Raw genomic sequence first — 18,459 nt, forward strand, 5'->3', positions numbered from 1 at the left:
GCCATCTGCGGCGTTGCGTTTCTTGGAAAGGGCGCGCCATTCCCTGCGAAACGCGCCTTGCATCTGGCCGCCAGCGACTCGCTGAAAGCACCGTCCAGCATGCAACAGTGCACTCGTGGAGAGAGGCAATGGAAGCCGCAGTCTACCGCCGATTGCAAAAGTTATCCACACCTTATCCCGATCGAAAAACCCCAAGCTATCCTTGACATACGATCGGAAATCGCAGTATCTTTGCCGACTTTTCCGGGCCGGCTTTCCGTTATTGGATCCGGCTATCACAACACGACTGCTTTGACCGGACGGTTGCCTCCATGAAAAGAACATTCCAGCCCTCCAATATCCGCCGTAAGCGTACCCACGGTTTTCGTGCCCGCATGAGCACCGTCGGCGGTCGCAAGGTGCTGAAAGCCCGTCGCGCCAAGGGCCGCGCTCGCCTGTCCGCGTAACACGGGATCTTGCAGAACTCTCCCGGTCGCAGCGGTTCGGCTGAATCGGCGGCGGCGTTTCCCCGCCGGGCACGGCTGCTGAAACCGGGTGAGTTCAAGCGCGTCTTCGAGGAGGCGTGCCGGGTCAATGGTGGGCAGATCCTCATTTTGGCCCGACCCAATGACCTCGGCTATCCTCGGTTGGGGATGGCCATTTCCCGAAAGAACGCCAAACGTGCAGTGGCGCGTAATCGAGCCAAACGCCAGATTCGGGAGAGTTTTCGCCTCAACCAGGGTGAAATCGGAGGCTTTGATGTAGTAGTCTTGGGCCGCCCCGGTATCGACCGACTGGACAAATCCCGACTACGGGCCACTCTGGAACAGCTCTGGCGAGCCTTGCCCGAACGATGCAGAAACTCTTCCTCGCCCTAATTGCATGTTATCGCTACTGCATCAGCCCTTTTCTGGGCAATAACTGCCGTTTTTATCCCAGCTGTTCGTCGTATGCCCAGCAGGCGATTGTTCGCCATGGTGCACTTCGGGGCGGCTGGCTTTCTGTTCGCCGTCTGTCCCGCTGTCATCCCTGGCACGAGGGTGGCCTGGATCCCGTACCCGACAACAAAGATTAATCGATGGACCTACAACGAATTATTTTGATCGGTGGCCTGCTTTTCACTGTCATGCTGATCTGGAACGCGTGGCAGGAAGATTACGTGCGGCCCCAACAGGAACAGGTGGCGACCACCGATCGGGGTGAAACCGACACACCGAGTGTGCCCGCCGACGGCGCACCCGCCGGTGATGTGCCGACGGGCGAGGTACCGGAAACGTCTGCCGCTGACACCCCGTTGAGCCAGACCCAAACCGGGCTCGGTGCCGGTGAGCGCATTACTGTGACGACCGATGTCTTCCGCGCCGAGATCAATGCGGTGGGTGGGGATCTGCGTCGCGTTGAACTCCTGGAGTACCCGGTTTCGGTGGACCAGCCGGAAAATCCGATCACCTTGCTGAATGACCGTCCGGGCGACTTGTTCGTTGCCCAGACCGGTTTGTTGCCCGCAGGTACCGATGGCTCTCCCGCTCCGAGCCACCATGCCCGGTTCGAGGCCGCGCAATCCGAGTACCGGCTTTCCGACGGTGAGGACCAACTCCGTGTCGATCTGACCTGGCAGGAAGACGGCATCTTGGTCACCAAGACCTACACCTTCCGCCGCGGTGACTATCTGGTGGATGTTGGATACACCATTGAGAACGCCAGCGGCGAGCCGTGGAACGGCCACATGTATCGCCAGCTGCAGCGCACGCCTCCGCAGGATGGTGGTCAGTTCTTTATCTATACCTATACCGGCGGCGTCATCTACAGCCCTGAAGAGCGCTACGAAAAGATCGATTTCGACGAGATGGCCGAAACACCGCTGAACCGTACGTTCCAGGGCGGCTGGGCGGCCATGATTCAGCACTATTTCCTCAGTGCCTGGGTACCGTCGCAGGACCAGAAATATAGCTACTACACCAAGGGCATCGGCAGCGAGCGGATTCTGGGCATGGTCGGGCCGCAGACCCAGGTCGCCCCGGGCGCGTCCGAGACCCTGACCTCCGGACTCTATGTCGGGCCCAAGATCCAGGAGCGCCTCGAGGAGATTGCCACCGGCCTAGAATTGACCGTGGACTACGGTATCCTCACCTTCATTTCGAAGCCGCTGCACTGGGTTCTTTCCCTGTTCCACTCCATTTTCGGCAACTGGGGCGTAGCGATTATCCTGCTGACCGTCCTGATTAAACTGGTCTTCTACAAACTCTCGGAGAAGAGTTACACATCAATGGCGCATATGCGGAAGGTCCAGCCGCGCCTGATGGCCATCAAGGAGAAGTATGGCGATGACCGCGAAAAGCTGAACCAGGCCATGATGAAGCTGTACAAGGAGGAGAAGATCAATCCTCTCGGCGGCTGTCTGCCTATCCTGGTACAGATCCCGGTGTTCATTGCCCTCTACTGGGCGCTGCTGGAGAGCGTCGAGTTGCGGCAGGCGCCGTTCATGCTTTGGATCCAGGATCTGTCGGTGGCGGATCCCTACTTTGTACTGCCGGTGCTGATGGGCGCGACCATGCTCATCCAGCACCGCCTGAATCCGACCCCGATGGACCCCATCCAGGCCCGGGTGATGATGCTCCTCCCCATTGTCTTTACCGTGTTCTTCGCCTTCTTCCCGGCGGGGCTGGTTCTGTACTGGGTGGTGAACAACGGGCTTTCGATCCTGCAGCAGTGGTATATCACCCGCTTTGTCGTAAAGGCCTGATCTGGAGTAAACCACTGAGTACACGGAGAGTATTCGTTCTCTGTGAGCTCAGTGGTGACTTTCCATGATCGCTTCTACGGACACTATCGCCGCGATTGCCACGCCGCCCGGACGGGGCGGCGTCGGGATTGTGCGGGTGTCGGGTTCCCTCGCATCGGTGATCGCCGAACGTGTGCTGGGCCGGACACCACCCGCCCGTCGGGCCGACTACCTTCCGTTCCGGGCTCCCGACGGCAGTGTTCTCGATCAGGGCATTGCGCTCTTCTTCCAGAATCCCCACTCCTTTACCGGCGAGGATGTCCTCGAACTCCAGGCCCATGGCGGCCCGGTGGTGCTCGACATGCTCCTGGAGACGGTGGTGGCCCACGGTGCCCGCCTGGCCCGTCCCGGCGAATTCTCCCAACGCGCCTTTCTGAACGACAAGCTGGATCTGGCCCAGGCCGAAGCGGTGGCCGATCTCATCGAAAGCGGCAGTCGCGAGGCCGCCCGGTCCGCGCTGCGCTCGTTGCAGGGGGAGTTCTCCCGGCGAGTGCATAGTTTGGTGGAACGGCTAATCGCGCTACGCATGTATGTGGAGTCGGCCATCGACTTTCCCGACGAGGAGATCGACTTTCTCGCCGAAGGTGACGTGAGCGCCCACTTACGTGCAATTGCGGATGCGGTCGGCGAAGTGCAGGCCGCTGCCCGGCAGGGACGCCTACTCCGCGAAGGTATGACTGTGGTACTGGCCGGGCGTCCCAATGCCGGAAAATCCAGTCTGCTCAATGCCCTGGCGGGCCAGGAGTCGGCCATCGTTACCGAGATCCCCGGCACCACCCGTGACATCCTGCGCGAGCAGATCGATATCGACGGAATGCCACTGCACGTCATTGACACCGCTGGTCTGCGAGACTCCGCGGATCGTATCGAGCAGGAGGGGATCCGCCGCGCCTGGGCCGCCATCGAAAAGGCCGATCGCGTCCTGCTGGTGGTGGATGATCGGCTCGGCATCGAGGCCGAGGAGCGGGCCATCCTGGACAAACTGCCCGACGGCCTGCCGGTGACGGTGGTCTGCAACAAGGTGGACCTCTCCGGCCGTGACGTCGGCGAGGGGAGTGATGCCTTGGGCGCCGAGGTCCGAGTCTGTGCCAGAACCGGCGAAGGGATCGAACTGTTGCGTTCGCATCTGAAGCGGGTGATGGGCTACGAGCAGGCCGGCGAGGGCGCCTTCATGGCCCGTCGCCGCCATCTCGAGGCCCTCGGCGCCGCCACCGAACACCTGCAGCATGCCGCCAGCCGACTGGAAGAGGGCGCCGGCGAATTGGTTGCCGAGGAGCTCCGCCTCGCACAGCAGCACCTCTCCGAAATCACTGGCGAATTCACCTCCGACGACCTCCTCGGCCGGATCTTCGAATCCTTCTGCATCGGTAAGTAGACCCGGCTTGTCCGGAGACTCCTGAGTTACTACGGGGTAGGAGGGGCGCCCCCGCCGCGAAGTCGATCAGCCAATCGCCCCAAGGGCGGGCCTCCTACCGGCGCGTCCGGAGACTCCTGGGCCCCTATGGGGTAGGAGGGGCGCCCTCGCCGCGAAGCTCGACCAGCCAATCGCCCCGAGGGCGGGTCTCCTACCGGCGTGTCCGGAGACTCCTGGGCCCCTATGGGGTATGAGGGGCGCCCTCGCCGCGAAGCCCGATCAGCCAATCGCCCCGGGGGCGGGCCTCCTACCGGTGTGTCGGGAGACACCCGAGCCCGCTATGAAGGTAGGAGGGGCGCCCCCGCCGCGAAGCCCCGACCAGCCAATCGCCCCGAGGGCGGGCCTCCTACCGGTGTGTCGAGGTTTTCTACCAGTGCGGGTTTACTGACGTTCATAGCCACATGGCGTCCCAATGAGCGTAATCACCAATCTCTTCCACTAGCCCGGCCCTTAATGGATTGGCAACGATGTAACGGGCAATCTTTTTCAGGTTCTCTTCGGTTCGGACGGCATGATCGAAGAAACCGTCCTGCCATATACGGCCGCCCAGTCGTTTAGCGGATATTGCCTTTAGCCCGCCAACCGTCCTGGAAAGCCCTTGTCGCTGGCCCAAAGAAAAGAGCCAATGAAGGTGATCAGGCATCACCACGAATGCCAGCGTTTGGGTATAGCCTCTGTTGTCATGGCCCTTGATCACGTTGATTAAAGTGCGGGCTGCCGTGAGTTCCCCGAAGATCGGCGTTCTTCCCAGGGTAGAGGTGATCACATGGTAGGGTTGTCCTGCTATCGAAGCCCGCCCCATCCGTAATTTACTTCCGTGTGGTTGGAATTCCATTCCCGACCCCGCCTTCTCGATATTGGCCAACCGATAAGATAATGCGATCCACGGGATCGGACAAAATAGGCTTGCTGCCCCTTTTAGACAATCGCCCCGGGGGCGGGCCTCCTACCGGCGTGTCCGGATGACTCCTGAGCCACTATGGGGTAGGAGGGGCGCCCCCGCCGCGAAGTCCGATCAGCCAATCGCCCCGAGGGCGGGCCTCCTACCGGCCTGTCCGGATGACTCCTGAGCCACGATGGGGTAGGAGGGACGCCCCGCCGCGAAGCCCGATTAGCCAATCGCCCCGAGGGCGGGCCTCCTACCGGCGCGTCCGGAGACTCCTGGGCCACTATGGGGTAGGAGGGGCGCCCTCGTCGCGAAGTCCGACCAGCCAATCGCCCCGAGGGCGGGCCTCCTACCGGTGTGTCGTGAGACTCCGGGCCACTATGGGGTAGGAGGGGCGCCCTCGTCGCGAAGCCACGACCAGCTAATCGCCCCGGGGGCTGGCCTCCTACGGCCGAAACGCGTGTACCTGTTTTTTCAGGTGGGGCAGCCAGCGATCGGGGTCGTCGTCGGCGTAGCGGATGCGGGTGTACAGATCGGTGATCCGCTGGATGGGTCCGGTGAGGTCGGGTCGGGCGACCACGACGCGTTCGGCATAGGCGCGGGGTCCCTCGTCGTGCTGGCGCGGCAGGCCGTGGGAATCGAGTTTGCGGCAGAAGCGTTCATAAAGCCGGGCCGCCGGGTCGGTTTTGGCTCTGCGGGGCCATAACAGATAGGCACCGACTCCACCGAGCAGTACCAACAGCGACAGGAACAGCATGGCCACCATGCCGCGCCAGTCGATATCCCCGATACCCAGGCGACGCATCAGATCGTGTTGACGCTCCCGGTCGAAGCCCAGCACCCACTGGTTCCAGCCATGGTTGACGGCGTCCCACGAGGCCCTCATCTGCTGCCAGCTGCGTGTCAGCCAATCCGCCTGTGGACCACTGAGGGTAAGCGGTAGCGTGGAGCGGAATCGTTCAGTATCCGCGCTGGCCTGCACCCGCTCGGGCGGCACCATCGCTGTCGGGTCCACCCGAACCCAGCCCTGTCCCTCCAGCCAGACCTCGGCCCAGGCATGGGCATCGGCCTGGCGAACGATGAGGTAGTCACCCACGGGATTGAATTGCCCCCCCTGATAGCCGGTAACCAGCCGGGCCGGTACCTGTGCCGCGCGCATCAGAGTAACGAAACTGGCGGCATAGTGTTCACAGAAACCGCGGCGCCGGTCGAACAGAAAACTGTCCACCGCATTGTCGGCAGGCAGGGCGGGCGGCTGACGGGTGTAGTAGAACGGCTGGTCGCGGAAGAAGCTCAGAGCGGCAGAGACGATGGTCTCCGGGGCCATTCCCTCCTCGCGCCAGCGGCGGGCGAGGGCGGTGGTCTTTGGATTGCTGCCGGTGGGCAGGTTGAGACCCAGCTGGCGCTGCAGCGATGACAGCTCGCCGGTGTTGTACTCGAGGACCGAGCGCATCGGGTAGCGGCGTCGTTCGTTCACCGGTTTATCCGCCACCATCTGGAAATCACCGCGAATGTTCGCCGCCGGTGGGGCGCCGGTCGGCAGGTCCAGGGCGAACAGCCATTTACGGTTGTGCGGTTCAACCGTCACCTCGTAATCCACCGTCTCCCCGGCATCCTGATAGTCGGCACCGCCCAGACGGCCTACCCGTTCGCCGTCCGGATCCAGTACGCGCCAGCCGCGCCCGTCGGTCAGCCACAATACTGGGCCGCGCCAGTAGAGCCGGTCGGCCGTGGGCTGGTCGCCATCGAACTGCACGCGAAAGGCCACCTCCTGCGATTCGGCGAGATTGGTAATCGAGCCCAGGGTCAACTCATCGCTGAGTCCGGTGGTGCCCTGGTGGGCATCTTCCGGCAGCGCCCAGAGCGGCCCCGGAATCCGTGGAAACAGAATGAACAGCACCAGCATCAGCGGAACCGACTGCAACAGCAGTCCCCCGGCCAGCCGTACATAGCCGCCGCTATGGTGCTGCGCACCGCCCGGATGATTGAGCGCCACCAGCGCCGCGGTCAGTGCCAGCACTACCGCGAACATATAGATGCCGACGAAGATCGATTGACTGAACAGAAAGCCGCTGATGACCAGGAAATAGCCGAGGAAAATCACCAGCATGGAGTCGCGCAGGGTACGCATCTCCAGCAGCTTGAGGCACAGCATCACCGTCAGCAGCGCCACGCCCGCCTGCTGGCCAAGCAGCGTCTGGTAGGCCGCAAATATGCCGGCCACTCCCCCGACCGTCAGCCCCATCGTGACTGTCCGTCCCGGCAGGGGCCAGCCTTTGAGTTCGCGCAGAATTCGCCAGATGATCAACGCTCCGCAACCGATTCCCAGCCAGGCTGGCATCCGTAGCAGGTGCGGTGCCACCACAGCCGACAGCCCTCCCAGCAGCCAGAGCCGGCCAAGTTGCGGCGGAATGCGGCGTTTGGCGACATCGGTTCGGCTCATGAAGGTTCCCCGAACAGTGCCAGCGCTTCCAGACAGTGGCGCCGGTGGATATCGCCGCGGTCTGGCGGAATCCGTCGGCGGGGCAGGGCGAGGCCGTAGACCCAGCCACGCTCCTCCGCCGTCAGCACCCAGCGGCAGAGGTGCGACAGCCGGGCCTCCACATTGGCGCCCGGGGTCTCCTCCCAGTCCAGCCAGATGCGCTCCGCCTTTTCGCCCCCGAATTGCTTGGTGACCAGATCATGGCCGCGCGCTACTGCCTTCCAGTGAATATGGCGCAGCGGGTCACCGGCCTGATAGGCCCGCAGGCCGATAAAATCCTCGCTGCCGCGGCCCCGGTCGCCACCGTGGCCCGATGTGCCGCCCAGCTTCGGGGGAATGCTGCGCGCGTCGGCCGGTTTGGGGTAGATCAGACACTCCGAGTTCAGCTGGATATAGCCCCAGGCCCGGAAGAGCCCCAGGGGAAACCGGGTCTCGATGGTGCAGCGGGGCAGATACAGATGGCCCCGGCGGGTGGCCGGGACCCGCAGCTCGACCCAGTAGAGGGCGTTCGCCTCCAGATCCACGGTGTTCCGTCCGGCGCCGGCCAGGGCCAGGTCGATTGCAAAACGCGGTGCAGCCCGACGGTTTTCTATGCCGATGAGAAACAGGGCCTGTTCCCCGGCAAACACCGGTCGCGAGTGGCCCGGATGGAACGAGAGTCCGTGGAGATTGCGAAAGGTGTGAAGGATGGAGACCACCGACAGGCTGGCCAGCAGGAAGGTCAGCGCAAACCCGAGACTGTTGGAGTAGTTGATGGCGCCCAGCAGCATCGCGCCCAGCACCAAAAGGAAGAGAAACCCGGCCCGGGTAGGCAGGATATAAACCCGTCGCCGGTCAAGGGTCGTCGGACCCGCTTGCGGGTGAACCCGCCCGGAAAAGCGGCCCCAACCCAGAACTTTGGTGATTTCCCCAAGCATCCGCACCGTCTGATTCGATCCTGCCCCGGTCGCCATCGTCGTTAGCCCCGAGATGCAAGATTCGAGATTCGAAAGTAGAGGGTGATCTTCGTATCTCGAATATCGCCCCTCGTATCTCCCCTCACGGAATCGGTACCGCCGAGAACTGCTCCATCAGCGCCTCGGCCGAGCGGCTCTCGGTCTCGTTGGCCGGTTGCAGGCGGTGGCCGGTGACGTAGGGCAGCACGGCCTGGACATCTTCCGGCAGCACATGGTCCCGCCCCTCCAGCAGGGCCCAGGCACGGGCGGCGTTCAGCAGTGCCAGACCGGCGCGCGGCGAGAGGCCGGTGACGAACAGGGCCGATTCGCGGCTGAACGTCAAAAGCGCCTGCAGATAGTCGAGTAACGCCTCCGAGACGTGGACCTGTCGTACTTTGGCCTGCAGCGCTACCAGTTCCGCCGGTGTCATCGTCGGCTCGATGTCCAGCAGCATTTCCCGTCGGTCATGCCCGGCGAGTAGGGAGCGTTCCGCACGCTTGTCCGGGTAGCCCAGCTCGATCACCATCAGAAACCGGTCGAGTTGCGACTCGGGCAGCGGGAAGGTGCCGATCTGGTAAGCGGGATTCTGTGTGGCAATGACGAAAAACGGCTCCGGAAGCCGCCGCGTCTCGCCCTCCACCGTGACCTGGTGCTCCTCCATGGCCTCCAGCAGGGCGCCCTGGGTCTTGGGGGTGGCACGATTCACCTCATCGGCCAGTACCACCTCGGCGAAAACCGGTCCGGGATGAAACCGGAAACTGCCGCTCTCCCTTTCATAAATCGAGACACCCAGGATGTCCGCCGGCAGCAGGTCCGAGGTGAACTGCACCCGGTTGAAATGGAGCCCCAGACTGCCCGCCAGCACGTGGGCCAGAGTCGTCTTGCCCACGCCCGGCAGGTCTTCGATCAGCAGGTGGCCCCGGGCCAGCAGGCAGGCGACGGCCAGACGCACCTGTCGCTCCTTGCCCAGAATGAACTCGCCCGCCTGGGCGACAACGGCTTGCAGCTTAGCTTCCATGGAGAACCAGAATAGAGTGACGGCGGACAATTCTGACACAAACCTTTCGCTCTGTGGTGGGAGCGTGACCTGGTGCCGACCGCGGTTTTCGTAACGAGGAATCGGTTCCAAACTTTTTATAAACGGCCTGATAACCTCCCAGACCATGCGATATCGAATTCACCGGCTCCCTCTTGTGCTGATGGCCGGAGTGTTGGTCGCCGGCTTGAGCGGCTGCTCCACTCTCGGCTATTACGGCCAGGCGCTCTCCGGCCACCTTGAGCTCGTCTCCCGAGCCGAACCGCTGGACAGGGTCCTGCAGCGGAAGGATCTCGATCCGGAGACCCGCAAGCGGCTGGAGCGGGCGCTGGAGATTCGCCATTTTGCCAGTGAGGCGCTCGGCCTTCCCAGAAACGGCAGTTATACGCAGTATGCCGACATCGGCCGCCCCTACGCCGTCTGGAACGTGATCGCGACCCCCGAATTTTCGGTATACCCCCTGCGATCGTGCTACCTCGTTGCCGGATGCGTGAGCTACCGCGGCTATTTCGACCCGGACGATGCGCGTGCCAATGCCCGTGAACTCCGGGAGCTGGGCTTCGATGTGATGGTCAGCGGTTCGCAAGCCTACTCGACCCTGGGTTGGTTCGACGATCCGCTGCTCAATACCTTCATCAATCAGCCCGGGGCCCAGCTCGTTAATATCATAGTTCACGAGCTCGCCCATCAACGGCTCTATATAAAGGGTGACTCCGCCTTCAACGAGGCCTTCGCCACGGCCGTGGCCCGCGAGGGGGTGCGCCGCTGGTTCGAGCACCAGGGGGTCCCCGAGGCCTACCAGGACTATATCGAGGCCCAGGAGCGCCGTTCGGACTTCCACCAGCTACTGGTCGGTACCCGCAAGACCTTGAAGGAGCTCTATCGCCGCGACCTGCCCGAAACGGTGATGCGTAGCGAAAAGGCGGGCGTGTTTGCGGCTCTCCAGGAGCAGTACGTCGACTTCAAGCAGCGCTGGGACGGCTACAAGGGCTTCGACGCCTTCATGCAGCGCAAACTCGACAACGCCCAACTCGCCCTGTTCGCCACCTATCGGGAGCATGTCCCCGCCTTCGAGGCGCTCATCGCCAGGCACAATGGTGATATGGCAGCCTTCTATCAGGACGCGGCGCGCATCGGCAATCTGCCGAAAGAGCATCGTCAGGCGACGCTGATCGCACTGGCCGAGGAGTTGGCCGACCCCGTGATCGAGGCTTCCCTGCCCCTCCCGTCCGGCTCCTGAACCATCCGGCGCGGCAGTCCCTCTGAAGGGGCCGCGCCGGTAGCCGTCGCCAACCCGCTGGTTCTTCCCCTTTTTGGTAAACCCATTCCCCCAACCCCCGCCTAACCAGCTAAAATACCCATCCAGAACTTCATATTCGAACAGCCAAACGTGAACACCCAGATACTGCTACTGGCCATCGGCCCCGCTTCGCTTCTGCTCGCCCTCGCGATCTGGCTGCTCCGGCCCGCCTTGTGCCGCCGCAGCCACGAGAAGACCATCCTGCGCACACTGCGCAATCTCGGGCCCGAGATCCGCCGTGACATCGTCCTCGAAGACGGCATCGAGGGACTCACCTTCATCGACTACGCCGTGATGACCCCCGACGGCGTCATGGCGGTCGAAGTCCTCCCCCATAAGGGCGCCATTTTCGGTGCTGAACACGCCGACCAGTGGTCCCAGGTCATCGGCCGTAAAACCACCCGTTTTCCCAATCCGCTGGCCCGTACCCGCGAACAGGTCACCGCGCTGCGCCTCACCGCCAAGGAGCTCAAGCCGCGCGGTCTGGCCCTGTTCGGCCCTGATTGCACCTTCCCCAAAGGTAAACCCCCGGGCGTCGCCGTGCCTGATGACCTCAAGACCGATAACCGGCCCACTGCCGTCCCGGCCACCCTCTATCGCGCCTGGCAGGATTTCATCCAGCTGGCGGAACAAAAAGCCGCCACCTACCAGGCCGAGCGGGCACTGATGCGGGAAAAACATGGATGGGGCAGGTCCTTCCTCGGTGTTCTGTTTACGATTGCTGCGGCGGCTTGGGCCGTATTCATCAGTTGGGAAGCCATAATCAGCCTGGTCTGAAACCGCCCTTCCGCGAAGCTTTGCGGTTTTTGTGGAACCCGGCAGACCGCTATTGGCGCCGCCCGAAATGGGGGCCTTTCCGGGGAGCTCTGCTCGGCAGAGCCGCTACTGCTCTGGAGAATAAATCGGCTTGATGATCGGCCTCGGAAAACGGTGATGTAGAGAGGAAGGGAACCAATGGAAGAACAGGAAGCAAGGCAGCGGGTCAGGGCCACCTTCGATGCGGTCTCGGATGCGTATGACTGTCAGCCGCTGCGCTTTTTCCAGCGCGCGGCGGAATGTCTCCCCGGGATATTCGATTTCAACGGCAACGAATCGGTGCTGGACGCCGCAGCCGGTACCGGCATCCCCGCTCTGGTCATGGCGCCACACCTGCCGCGCGGCAGCGTCACCGCCGTCGACCTCTCCGAAGGCATGCTGGCGCAGGCCGAAACCAAGTGCCGTGCCGCCGACATCGACAACATCGGATTTCGCCCCATGGACATGACCGCCATGGACTTCGATGACGGCGCCTTCGATGCCGCCAACTGCTCCTTCGGCGTCTTCTTCGTCGAGGATATGGCCGGCACGCTCCGCCATATCGCCTCGAAGGTAAAGCCGGGCGGATCCGTAGTAACCACTCACTTCCGTGAAGGTTCCTTCGGACAGTTGACCGAGCTACTCGGCAACCGGATCGAGGCCTACGGCTTGCCGAAGCCGCCCCCGGGTTGGCAACGGGTCGCCACCGAAGCCCAGAATCTGGCGCTGTTCGAAGCGGCCGGCCTGAAAGGCGTCGAGGTCAGCCGTCACGACCTCGGCTATTTCCTGGAAGACGCCCAGCAGTGGTGGGAAGTGGTCTGGAACGCCGGCTACCGCGGACTTATCTCCAGCCTCGATGATCAGCAACTGGCCCAATTCAAGCGGGAACACCTGGAAGAGGTCGCCGGTCTGGCCGGGCCCGAAGGCATACGGTTGGACATCGAGGTGTTGATCACCAAAGGCACGCGCCCATGAAAACCGCCCTCATAGCCCTTGGCTCTGCCTTCACCCTCGGGTGAAAACTCGTAAAGTCGTACCGGCGGACACAAAGGAAACCGGGAATTCCACCCGAATGGCAGCCGCCCGCCCGCTTCACAACTAACGGATTCTCCATGGCACAAAGTGTTGCCCGTTCCGCGCCGGTTATCGCAGGCCTGACTGCGTTCACCATGGTGGCGTTCGCCGCCAACTCGCTGCTGGGACGCCTCGCCATGGAGGGGCCCAGTATCGACCCGGCCAGTTTCACGGCGGTCCGTCTGATGGCCGGGGCGCTGATGCTGTGGCTGCTGGTAACGGCCAGGCGCGGTCCGCGAACGGCGTCTAAAAGCGGCAACTGGACCTCCGCGGTGATGCTGTTCATCTATGCTGCCGCCTTCTCGTTTGCCTACCTCTCGCTTGCAACCGGTACCGGCGCCCTCATCCTGTTCGGAAGCGTCCAGGTCACCATGCTGCTGTCGGCGCTGTGGGCGGGTGAGCGGCCGACCCGTTTCGAGTGGGTCGGTCTCATCGCCGCACTGGTGGGCCTGGTCTACCTGGTCTCCGACCGGCTCACCGTGCCTTCGCCGCTTGGCGGAGTGTTCATGGCACTGGCCGGCATCGCCTGGGGGATCTATACCCTGCGCGGACGCGGCACGGCCGACCCGCTCGCCGACACCGCCGGCAACTTCCTGCGCAGCGTCCCCCTGGCACTCGTGCTCGGGGCCACGCTGATCGCGCAACTGCAACTCTCCGCTGAAGGCCTGCTGTGGGCAGTCACCTCGGGAGCACTCGCCTCCGGCCTGGGCTACGCACTCTGGTACAGCGTCCTCCCGCACCTCACCGCCACCCGCGCCGCCACCGTGCAGCTATCGGTCCCGGTGATCGCCGCCGTCGCCGGCGTACTGGTCCTCTCCGAAGCGGTCACGTTCCGCCTTGTGGTTGCATCGGTGTTGATCCTGGGCGGGATTGGTTTGGCGGTGTTCGGGCGGCGGCGGTGAGGGATAACCACAGGCCCGGATGAATAACTGGTAACCACGGGGAACACGGGGTAAAAAAAGTTGTTCGGTTTTTTTCCCCGTGCGCCCCGTGTTCCCCGTGGTTCGAAATTCAAGGGCGTGAATCGTTAGTTCTTCAGGAGAGCCCCAGCGACCCGGCAATTTCTTGCTCCCAATCCCGAGATTGCCCCTGACAACCCCTCAAGGTAATCTGGTGCTTCCTGTTAGACGGGCAATAACAATAACCGCTTGTTTTGTTAGAACCACGCCTCCCGTCGCCCAAGTTCCGCCCTACTCGAAACTAAGGTCACCGGAATGCCAATCCCCGATTATCAAACCCTGATGCGGCCCTTTTTGGCTCGGTTGGCGGATGGTCGAGTTCACCGTTTGGCGCATCTCCGTAACGATCTTGTCGAAGAGTTTCAGCTTTCTCCTGAAGAAGTAAGGGAGAAACTCGCCAGCGGCCGGCAGACGGTTTTTAGTAATCGCCTGGGCTGGGCAAAGACCTACATGGACAAAGCAGGCCTTTTGGAAACACCTAAACGGGCCCACTACCGCATTACGGACCGTGGACGTCGCGCTCTGGAAGAGTGCCCGGATGCTATCGACAACGACTACCTGAAGCACTTTGAGGAGTTCCGGGCTTTCGTCTCCCAGAAAAAGGACCATACGGAAGCGCAGGTCGCATCAGCAGAGCGCCCGTCGACGCCCGACGAGCAGATCGCCGCCGTCCACCAAGCGCTCAATAGCTCTCTTGCCGACGACCTGTTAGGCGCCATCCAAACCGCCAGCCCCGGCTTCTTCGAGCAGTTGGTCGTCGACCTCATGATCGCCATGGGTTACGGCGGCTCCCGAAAAGAGGCGGGAGAAGCCACCCAATCCACTAACGACGACGGTATCGACGGCATCATCAAGGAAGACCGCCTCGGCCTGGATACCATCTATCTCCAGGCCAAGCGCTGGCAGAACACCGTCCATCGCCCCGAGATCGACAAATTCATCGGCAGCCTCACCCGTAACCGCGCCCGCAAGGGGGTATTCATCACCACCTCGGAATTCTCCCCCGGCGCCCGCGAGGCGGTGCACACCCTCGACATGAAGGTCATCCTCATCGACGGCCAGCAACTGGCCGAACTGATGATCGAACACAACCTCGGCGTGACTCCGAAGGAGGTCTACGAGGTGAAGCAGGTTGATAGTGATTACTTCAGCGAAGACAACTAGATTGGAAACCAACGCATGACCAGCGCCGAAGAACAGCAATTTCTCAACGAGCTCGACAAAAAGCTCTGGACCAGCGCCGACAAGCTGCGCTCAACACTCGACGCTTCCCAGTACAAACACACCGTACTGGGGCTGATCTTCCTCAAATACGTCAGCGATTCCTTCGACATTCGCCGCGAGGAGCTAAAAGAGCAGTTCCGGGATCCCGACCACGAATACTACCTGGCCCCCGAAGACTTCGGCGGCGCCGACAGTGAAAGGTACCGACAGGAGATCGACAGCGAACTGGAGGAGCGCGACTACTACACCGAGGCCAACGTCTTCTGGGTGCCCAAATCCGCCCGCTGGGAGTTCCTGCAAAACCAGAACAAGGCGGTCATCGGCAACGTCCTCTGGCTCGACTCGAAAGGAGAGGTGCTGACCGCTCCGCCCGAGGCTGAAGCCGAGAAGCGCAAGTGCAAACGCATCAGCTCTGTCGGCCAGCTTATCGACAACGCCCTGGAGGCCATCGAGCACGACAACCCCAAGCTAAAGGGCGTGCTCAACCGCCAGTACACTCAACTGCGCATCGACCAGTCCAAGCTGGGCGAGCTCATCGACCTGGTCGCCACCATCCCCTTCCAGCACAAGAGCCTCAGCAGCAAGGACATCCTCGGCCACGTCTACGAATACTTCCTCGGCCAGTTCGCCCTCGCCGAGGGCAAGAAGGGCGGCCAGTTCTACACCCCCAAGGCCATCGTCACCCTCATCGTGCAGATGCTCGAACCCTACAAGGGGCGCGTCTACGACCCCGCCATGGGCTCCGGGGGCTTCTTCGTCCAGTCCGAGGAGTTCATCACCGAACACCGGCGGCGCATCGGCGACATCTCCATCTACGGCCAGGAGTACAACCACACCACCTGGCAACTCGCCGCCATGAACATGGTCATCCGCGGCATCGACTTCAACTTCGGCAAGGAGCCCGCCAACACCTTTATCAACGACCAGCACCCCGACCTGCGCGCCGACTTCGTCATGGCCAATCCCCCCTTCAACATGAAGGAGTGGGACACCGGCGTGGACGACAACGACCCCCGCTGGCGCTACGGCAAACCGCCCAGCGGCAACGCCAACTTCGCTTGGCTCCAACACATGCTCTACCACCTCGCCCCCAACGGCAGCCTGGGCCTGCTGCTCGCCAACGGCTCCATGAGCTCCAACACCAACAACGAAGGCGCCATCCGCCGCGCCCTGATTGAAAACGACCTTGTCGAGTGCATGGTGGCCCTGCCGGGCCAACTCTTCACCAACACCCAAATCCCCGCCTGTATCTGGTTCCTCAGCAAAAACAAAAAAGAACGCACCAGCTCAGGCGGCAGGGCGCTGCGCGACCGAAGCGGCGAAGTGCTCTTCATCGACGCCCGCAACCTCGGCTACATGAAAGACCGCGTCCTGCGCGACTTCAGCACCACCGACCTCGCCCGCATCACCGACACCTTCCACAACTGGCAAACCACAGAGCCTGTCATTGCGAGGAGCGATAGCGACGCGGCAATCTCGTACGAAGACATTCCCGGCTTCTGCAAGAGCGCAACCCTGGAAGAGATCGAAAAACACGACTTCGTCCTCACCCCCGGCCGCTACGTCGGCGCCGAAGCGCAGGAAGAGGACGGCGAACCCTTTGCCGAAAAGATGGCGCGGCTGACCGCACAGCTGAAGGAGCAGTTTCAGGAGAGTGACCGGCTGGAGGGGGAGATTAAAAGAAACCTAGCGGGGTTGGGTTATGAGTGCTAACTGGCCAAAGGTTACGCTAGAGGAGGCAGGGGTAACTCTGATCGATTGTGATCATAAAACTCCAAAAGCAAAGGAGAAAGGCTTTCCATATGTAGGAATACCGCAACTGAAAAACGGCCACATAACGCTTGATGGTGCTCGGCTTATATCTGAAGAAGATTTTTATCATTGGCGAAGGAAGGCTAAGCCAATGCCGAATGATGTGATTTTGTCGCGGCGCTGCAACCCAGGGGAGACTGCATACGTTCCAGAAGGACTCGAAATCGCATTGGGGCAAAATCTCGTATTACTACGTTCTGATGGATCTAAATTGTATCCTCCGTTTCTTCGGTGGGTTGTTCAGGGTAGTGACTGGTGGAATGAGGTAAGAAAGTTCATTAACGTCGGCGCAGTTTTCGATAGTCTAAAATGCTCGGATATACCTAAATTCGAAATTCGACTACCTCCATTACAAGAGCAAAAAACAATTTCTAAAGTTCTTGGCGAATTAGATCAGAAATTCGAACTAAACCGCCAAACCAACCAAACCCTCGAACAAATCGCCCAGGCCATCTTCAAAAGCTGGTTTGTCGACTTCGACCCCGTCAGAGCCAAAATCGCCGCACGTGAGGCGTTCATCCAACAACACCCCGAAGTCACCGAAGAGGCGATAAGCGACGCCGCCGGCACCGAGGGCGACACCCTCGACCACGCCGGCTCTAAAGCCTGCGAACTCGCCGCAATGTGCGCCATCAGCAGCAAGACCGAAGAACAACTCAATGAGCTAAGTGCCGACGCCCTGAGACAACTCAGAGCAACCGCTGCGCTGTTCCCCGATGCTTTGGTGGAATCCGAGCTTGGCAAAGTGCCGGAAGGATGGGAGTTAAAGACGTTTGGTGATGTCTCGCGATGCTTTGACTCAAAGCGTGTCCCCTTGTCGAAGAAGCAGCGTGAAGCTAAAAAGCCCGGGGATATCCCATATTATGGTGCAACGTCGATCATGGACTATATAGACGAGTGGTTGTTTGATGATATCTATCTATTGTTGGGAGAAGATGGTTCTGTACTCAAAGACGATGGAACGCCTTTCATTCAATACATTTGGGGAAAAACATGGGTCAACAATCATGCCCATGTATTGCAGGGTGACAATGGGGTTGCTACGGAACAGCTTATGCTTTTTATGCAGCAGACCAATATTGCCCCTTACGTGACGGGCGCGGTCCAGCTAAAGCTGAATCAAAGAAACATGAATAGCGTGCCATTCATTAGTGCCGGCAAAGAATTGAATGAAACGTTCTATGAGTTGATTAAACCCCTATACGAAAAGATTCGAAATACGACTGAAGAAACACAGTCTTTAGAAGTGTGCCGCGACACCCTCCTTCCCAAGCTCCTCTCCGGTGAACTCTTGGTTGAAACAGGCGAGGCAGATTTGGAACAAGCCGTATGAATCAAAGTAAGCCATGGAAGTCATTTGCCGATCAGCTTGCCCTTCTCAAGGAACGCGGGCTGCAGGTAGATAATGAGCCAGCGGCCTTGGACTATCTTGCGCGCATTGGCTACTACCGTCTTAGTGGTTATTGGTACTCCTTCCTGAATTCATAGAATAACTGCAACGCCTGCTTAGATAGGCGGGTGGGTCAGTTGCCGTACAATCGGCAGCTCTCACCCTAACCGATTGCAGGCGACACATGGGACACCAGTACAGGCAACTGACCCACGAGGAACGATACCAGATTGGCGCGCTGATGGAACTGGGGTTTTCTCAGGCCGAAGTCGCGAGGAAGCTCGGCAGAAATCGCAGCACGATAAGCCGGGAAGTACGCCGTAACCGCCAAGGCACCCGGTACCAGGCAACCAAGGCCCAGCGTATGAGCGACAAGAGGCGACGAGAGGCT

General features: G+C 61.2%; 17 protein-coding genes and 1 pseudogene. 14 read left to right on the forward strand and 4 right to left on the reverse strand.

Annotation, left to right across the window (positions count from 1 at the left end):
* The first annotated feature begins 311 nt into the window (after positions 1-311).
* From rpmH to mnmE, 5 genes are all read left to right on the forward strand, one after another.
* Positions 312-446, forward strand: a complete 135-nt coding sequence (rpmH, locus tag BLP65_RS13925; protein WP_092998439.1) for a 50S ribosomal protein L34 — start codon at positions 312-314, stop codon at positions 444-446.
* Between the two features lie 9 nt (positions 447-455).
* Complete coding sequence (gene rnpA, locus BLP65_RS13930) at positions 456-857, forward strand: ribonuclease P protein component (RefSeq protein ID WP_092998441.1); 402 nt, start codon at positions 456-458, stop codon at positions 855-857.
* The gene (gene yidD, locus BLP65_RS13935) at positions 833-1,054 is read left to right on the forward strand and encodes a membrane protein insertion efficiency factor YidD (protein ID WP_092998443.1); all 222 of its coding nucleotides are present in this window, start codon (positions 833-835) and stop codon (positions 1,052-1,054) included. The genes rnpA and yidD overlap by 25 nt, the downstream gene beginning before the upstream one ends.
* 3 nt (positions 1,055-1,057) lie before the next feature.
* The gene (yidC, locus tag BLP65_RS13940; RefSeq protein ID WP_092998445.1) at positions 1,058-2,722 is read left to right on the forward strand and encodes a membrane protein insertase YidC; all 1,665 of its coding nucleotides are present in this window, start codon (positions 1,058-1,060) and stop codon (positions 2,720-2,722) included.
* A 67-nt stretch (positions 2,723-2,789) separates the two neighbouring features.
* A complete protein-coding gene (mnmE, locus tag BLP65_RS13945; RefSeq protein ID WP_092998473.1) occupies positions 2,790-4,136 on the forward strand; it encodes a tRNA uridine-5-carboxymethylaminomethyl(34) synthesis GTPase MnmE in 1,347 nt (448 codons plus the stop codon).
* Between the two features lie 430 nt (positions 4,137-4,566).
* Here mnmE and BLP65_RS13950 read toward each other — a convergent pair whose 3' ends face one another.
* From BLP65_RS13950 to BLP65_RS13965, 4 genes are all read right to left on the reverse strand, one after another.
* Positions 4,567-5,010 (reverse strand): REP-associated tyrosine transposase, encoded by a 444-nt coding sequence (locus BLP65_RS13950; RefSeq protein ID WP_092998447.1) that lies wholly within the window; start codon positions 5,008-5,010, stop codon positions 4,567-4,569.
* 496 nt (positions 5,011-5,506) lie between these two features.
* Positions 5,507-7,504 carry a transglutaminase TgpA family protein gene (locus BLP65_RS13955; RefSeq protein WP_092998449.1) on the reverse strand — a complete coding sequence of 666 codons (1,998 nt, stop codon included), beginning with the start codon at positions 7,502-7,504 and terminating at the stop codon, positions 5,507-5,509.
* The gene (locus tag BLP65_RS13960) at positions 7,501-8,460 is read right to left on the reverse strand and encodes a DUF58 domain-containing protein (protein ID WP_092998451.1); all 960 of its coding nucleotides are present in this window, start codon (positions 8,458-8,460) and stop codon (positions 7,501-7,503) included. The genes BLP65_RS13955 and BLP65_RS13960 overlap by 4 nt, the downstream gene beginning before the upstream one ends.
* Positions 8,461-8,581: 121 nt before the next feature.
* Complete coding sequence (locus BLP65_RS13965; protein ID WP_092998475.1) at positions 8,582-9,496, reverse strand: AAA family ATPase; 915 nt, start codon at positions 9,494-9,496, stop codon at positions 8,582-8,584.
* 145 nt (positions 9,497-9,641) lie between these two features.
* Between BLP65_RS13965 and BLP65_RS13970 the strand changes: the two genes are divergently transcribed.
* From BLP65_RS13970 to BLP65_RS14010, 9 genes and pseudogenes are all read left to right on the forward strand, one after another.
* Positions 9,642-10,754: an aminopeptidase gene (locus tag BLP65_RS13970; RefSeq protein ID WP_092998453.1), complete on the forward strand. Its 1,113-nt coding sequence runs from the start codon at positions 9,642-9,644 to the stop codon at positions 10,752-10,754.
* A 150-nt stretch (positions 10,755-10,904) separates the two neighbouring features.
* Entirely contained in the window at positions 10,905-11,591 is a 687-nt protein-coding gene (locus BLP65_RS13975) for a nuclease-related domain-containing protein (RefSeq protein ID WP_175452589.1), read from the forward strand.
* A gap of 177 nt (positions 11,592-11,768) precedes the next feature.
* Positions 11,769-12,584: a class I SAM-dependent methyltransferase gene (locus tag BLP65_RS13980; RefSeq protein WP_092998457.1), complete on the forward strand. Its 816-nt coding sequence runs from the start codon at positions 11,769-11,771 to the stop codon at positions 12,582-12,584.
* A gap of 137 nt (positions 12,585-12,721) precedes the next feature.
* The gene (locus BLP65_RS13985) at positions 12,722-13,585 is read left to right on the forward strand and encodes a DMT family transporter (RefSeq protein ID WP_092998459.1); all 864 of its coding nucleotides are present in this window, start codon (positions 12,722-12,724) and stop codon (positions 13,583-13,585) included.
* Between the two features lie 312 nt (positions 13,586-13,897).
* Entirely contained in the window at positions 13,898-14,806 is a 909-nt protein-coding gene (locus BLP65_RS13990; RefSeq protein WP_092998461.1) for a restriction endonuclease, read from the forward strand.
* Positions 14,807-14,821: 15 nt separating this feature from the next.
* Positions 14,822-16,579 (forward strand): class I SAM-dependent DNA methyltransferase, encoded by a 1,758-nt coding sequence (locus BLP65_RS13995; RefSeq protein WP_092998463.1) that lies wholly within the window; start codon positions 14,822-14,824, stop codon positions 16,577-16,579.
* Complete coding sequence (locus BLP65_RS14000) at positions 16,569-18,011, forward strand: restriction endonuclease subunit S (protein WP_092998465.1); 1,443 nt, start codon at positions 16,569-16,571, stop codon at positions 18,009-18,011. The genes BLP65_RS13995 and BLP65_RS14000 overlap by 11 nt, the downstream gene beginning before the upstream one ends.
* Positions 18,008-18,154, forward strand: a pseudogene (locus BLP65_RS17355) (Abi family protein); the annotation flags it as partial. The gene BLP65_RS14000 and the pseudogene BLP65_RS17355, both read left to right, overlap by 4 nt.
* A gap of 155 nt (positions 18,155-18,309) precedes the next feature.
* Positions 18,310-18,459: helix-turn-helix domain-containing protein (locus BLP65_RS14010; RefSeq protein WP_245688348.1), on the forward strand; the 150-nt coding region annotated here is incomplete at its 3' end.

Origin of the sequence: Thiohalomonas denitrificans (assembly GCF_900102855.1) — a bacterium.
GTDB lineage: Bacteria > Pseudomonadota > Gammaproteobacteria > Thiohalomonadales > Thiohalomonadaceae > Thiohalomonas > Thiohalomonas denitrificans.

What these genes read in the sequence shown, in the direction of transcription:
- rpmH (WP_092998439.1), top strand. Translation starts at nt 312, where the DNA reads ATGAAAAGAACATTCCAGCCCTCCAATATCCGCCGTAAGCGTACCCAC.
- yidD (WP_092998443.1), top strand. Translation starts at nt 833, where the DNA reads ATGCAGAAACTCTTCCTCGCCCTAATTGCATGTTATCGCTACTGCATC.
- yidC (WP_092998445.1), top strand. Translation starts at nt 1,058, where the DNA reads ATGGACCTACAACGAATTATTTTGATCGGTGGCCTGCTTTTCACTGTC.
- BLP65_RS13950 (WP_092998447.1), bottom strand. Translation starts at nt 5,010, where the DNA reads ATGGAATTCCAACCACACGGAAGTAAATTACGGATGGGGCGGGCTTCG.
- BLP65_RS13955 (WP_092998449.1), bottom strand. Translation starts at nt 7,504, where the DNA reads ATGAGCCGAACCGATGTCGCCAAACGCCGCATTCCGCCGCAACTTGGC.
- BLP65_RS13960 (WP_092998451.1), bottom strand. Translation starts at nt 8,460, where the DNA reads ATGCTTGGGGAAATCACCAAAGTTCTGGGTTGGGGCCGCTTTTCCGGG.
- BLP65_RS13965 (WP_092998475.1), bottom strand. Translation starts at nt 9,496, where the DNA reads ATGGAAGCTAAGCTGCAAGCCGTTGTCGCCCAGGCGGGCGAGTTCATT.
- BLP65_RS13970 (WP_092998453.1), top strand. Translation starts at nt 9,642, where the DNA reads ATGCGATATCGAATTCACCGGCTCCCTCTTGTGCTGATGGCCGGAGTG.
- BLP65_RS13980 (WP_092998457.1), top strand. Translation starts at nt 11,769, where the DNA reads ATGGAAGAACAGGAAGCAAGGCAGCGGGTCAGGGCCACCTTCGATGCG.
- BLP65_RS13985 (WP_092998459.1), top strand. Translation starts at nt 12,722, where the DNA reads ATGGCACAAAGTGTTGCCCGTTCCGCGCCGGTTATCGCAGGCCTGACT.
- BLP65_RS13990 (WP_092998461.1), top strand. Translation starts at nt 13,898, where the DNA reads ATGCCAATCCCCGATTATCAAACCCTGATGCGGCCCTTTTTGGCTCGG.
- BLP65_RS13995 (WP_092998463.1), top strand. Translation starts at nt 14,822, where the DNA reads ATGACCAGCGCCGAAGAACAGCAATTTCTCAACGAGCTCGACAAAAAG.
- BLP65_RS14000 (WP_092998465.1), top strand. Translation starts at nt 16,569, where the DNA reads ATGAGTGCTAACTGGCCAAAGGTTACGCTAGAGGAGGCAGGGGTAACT.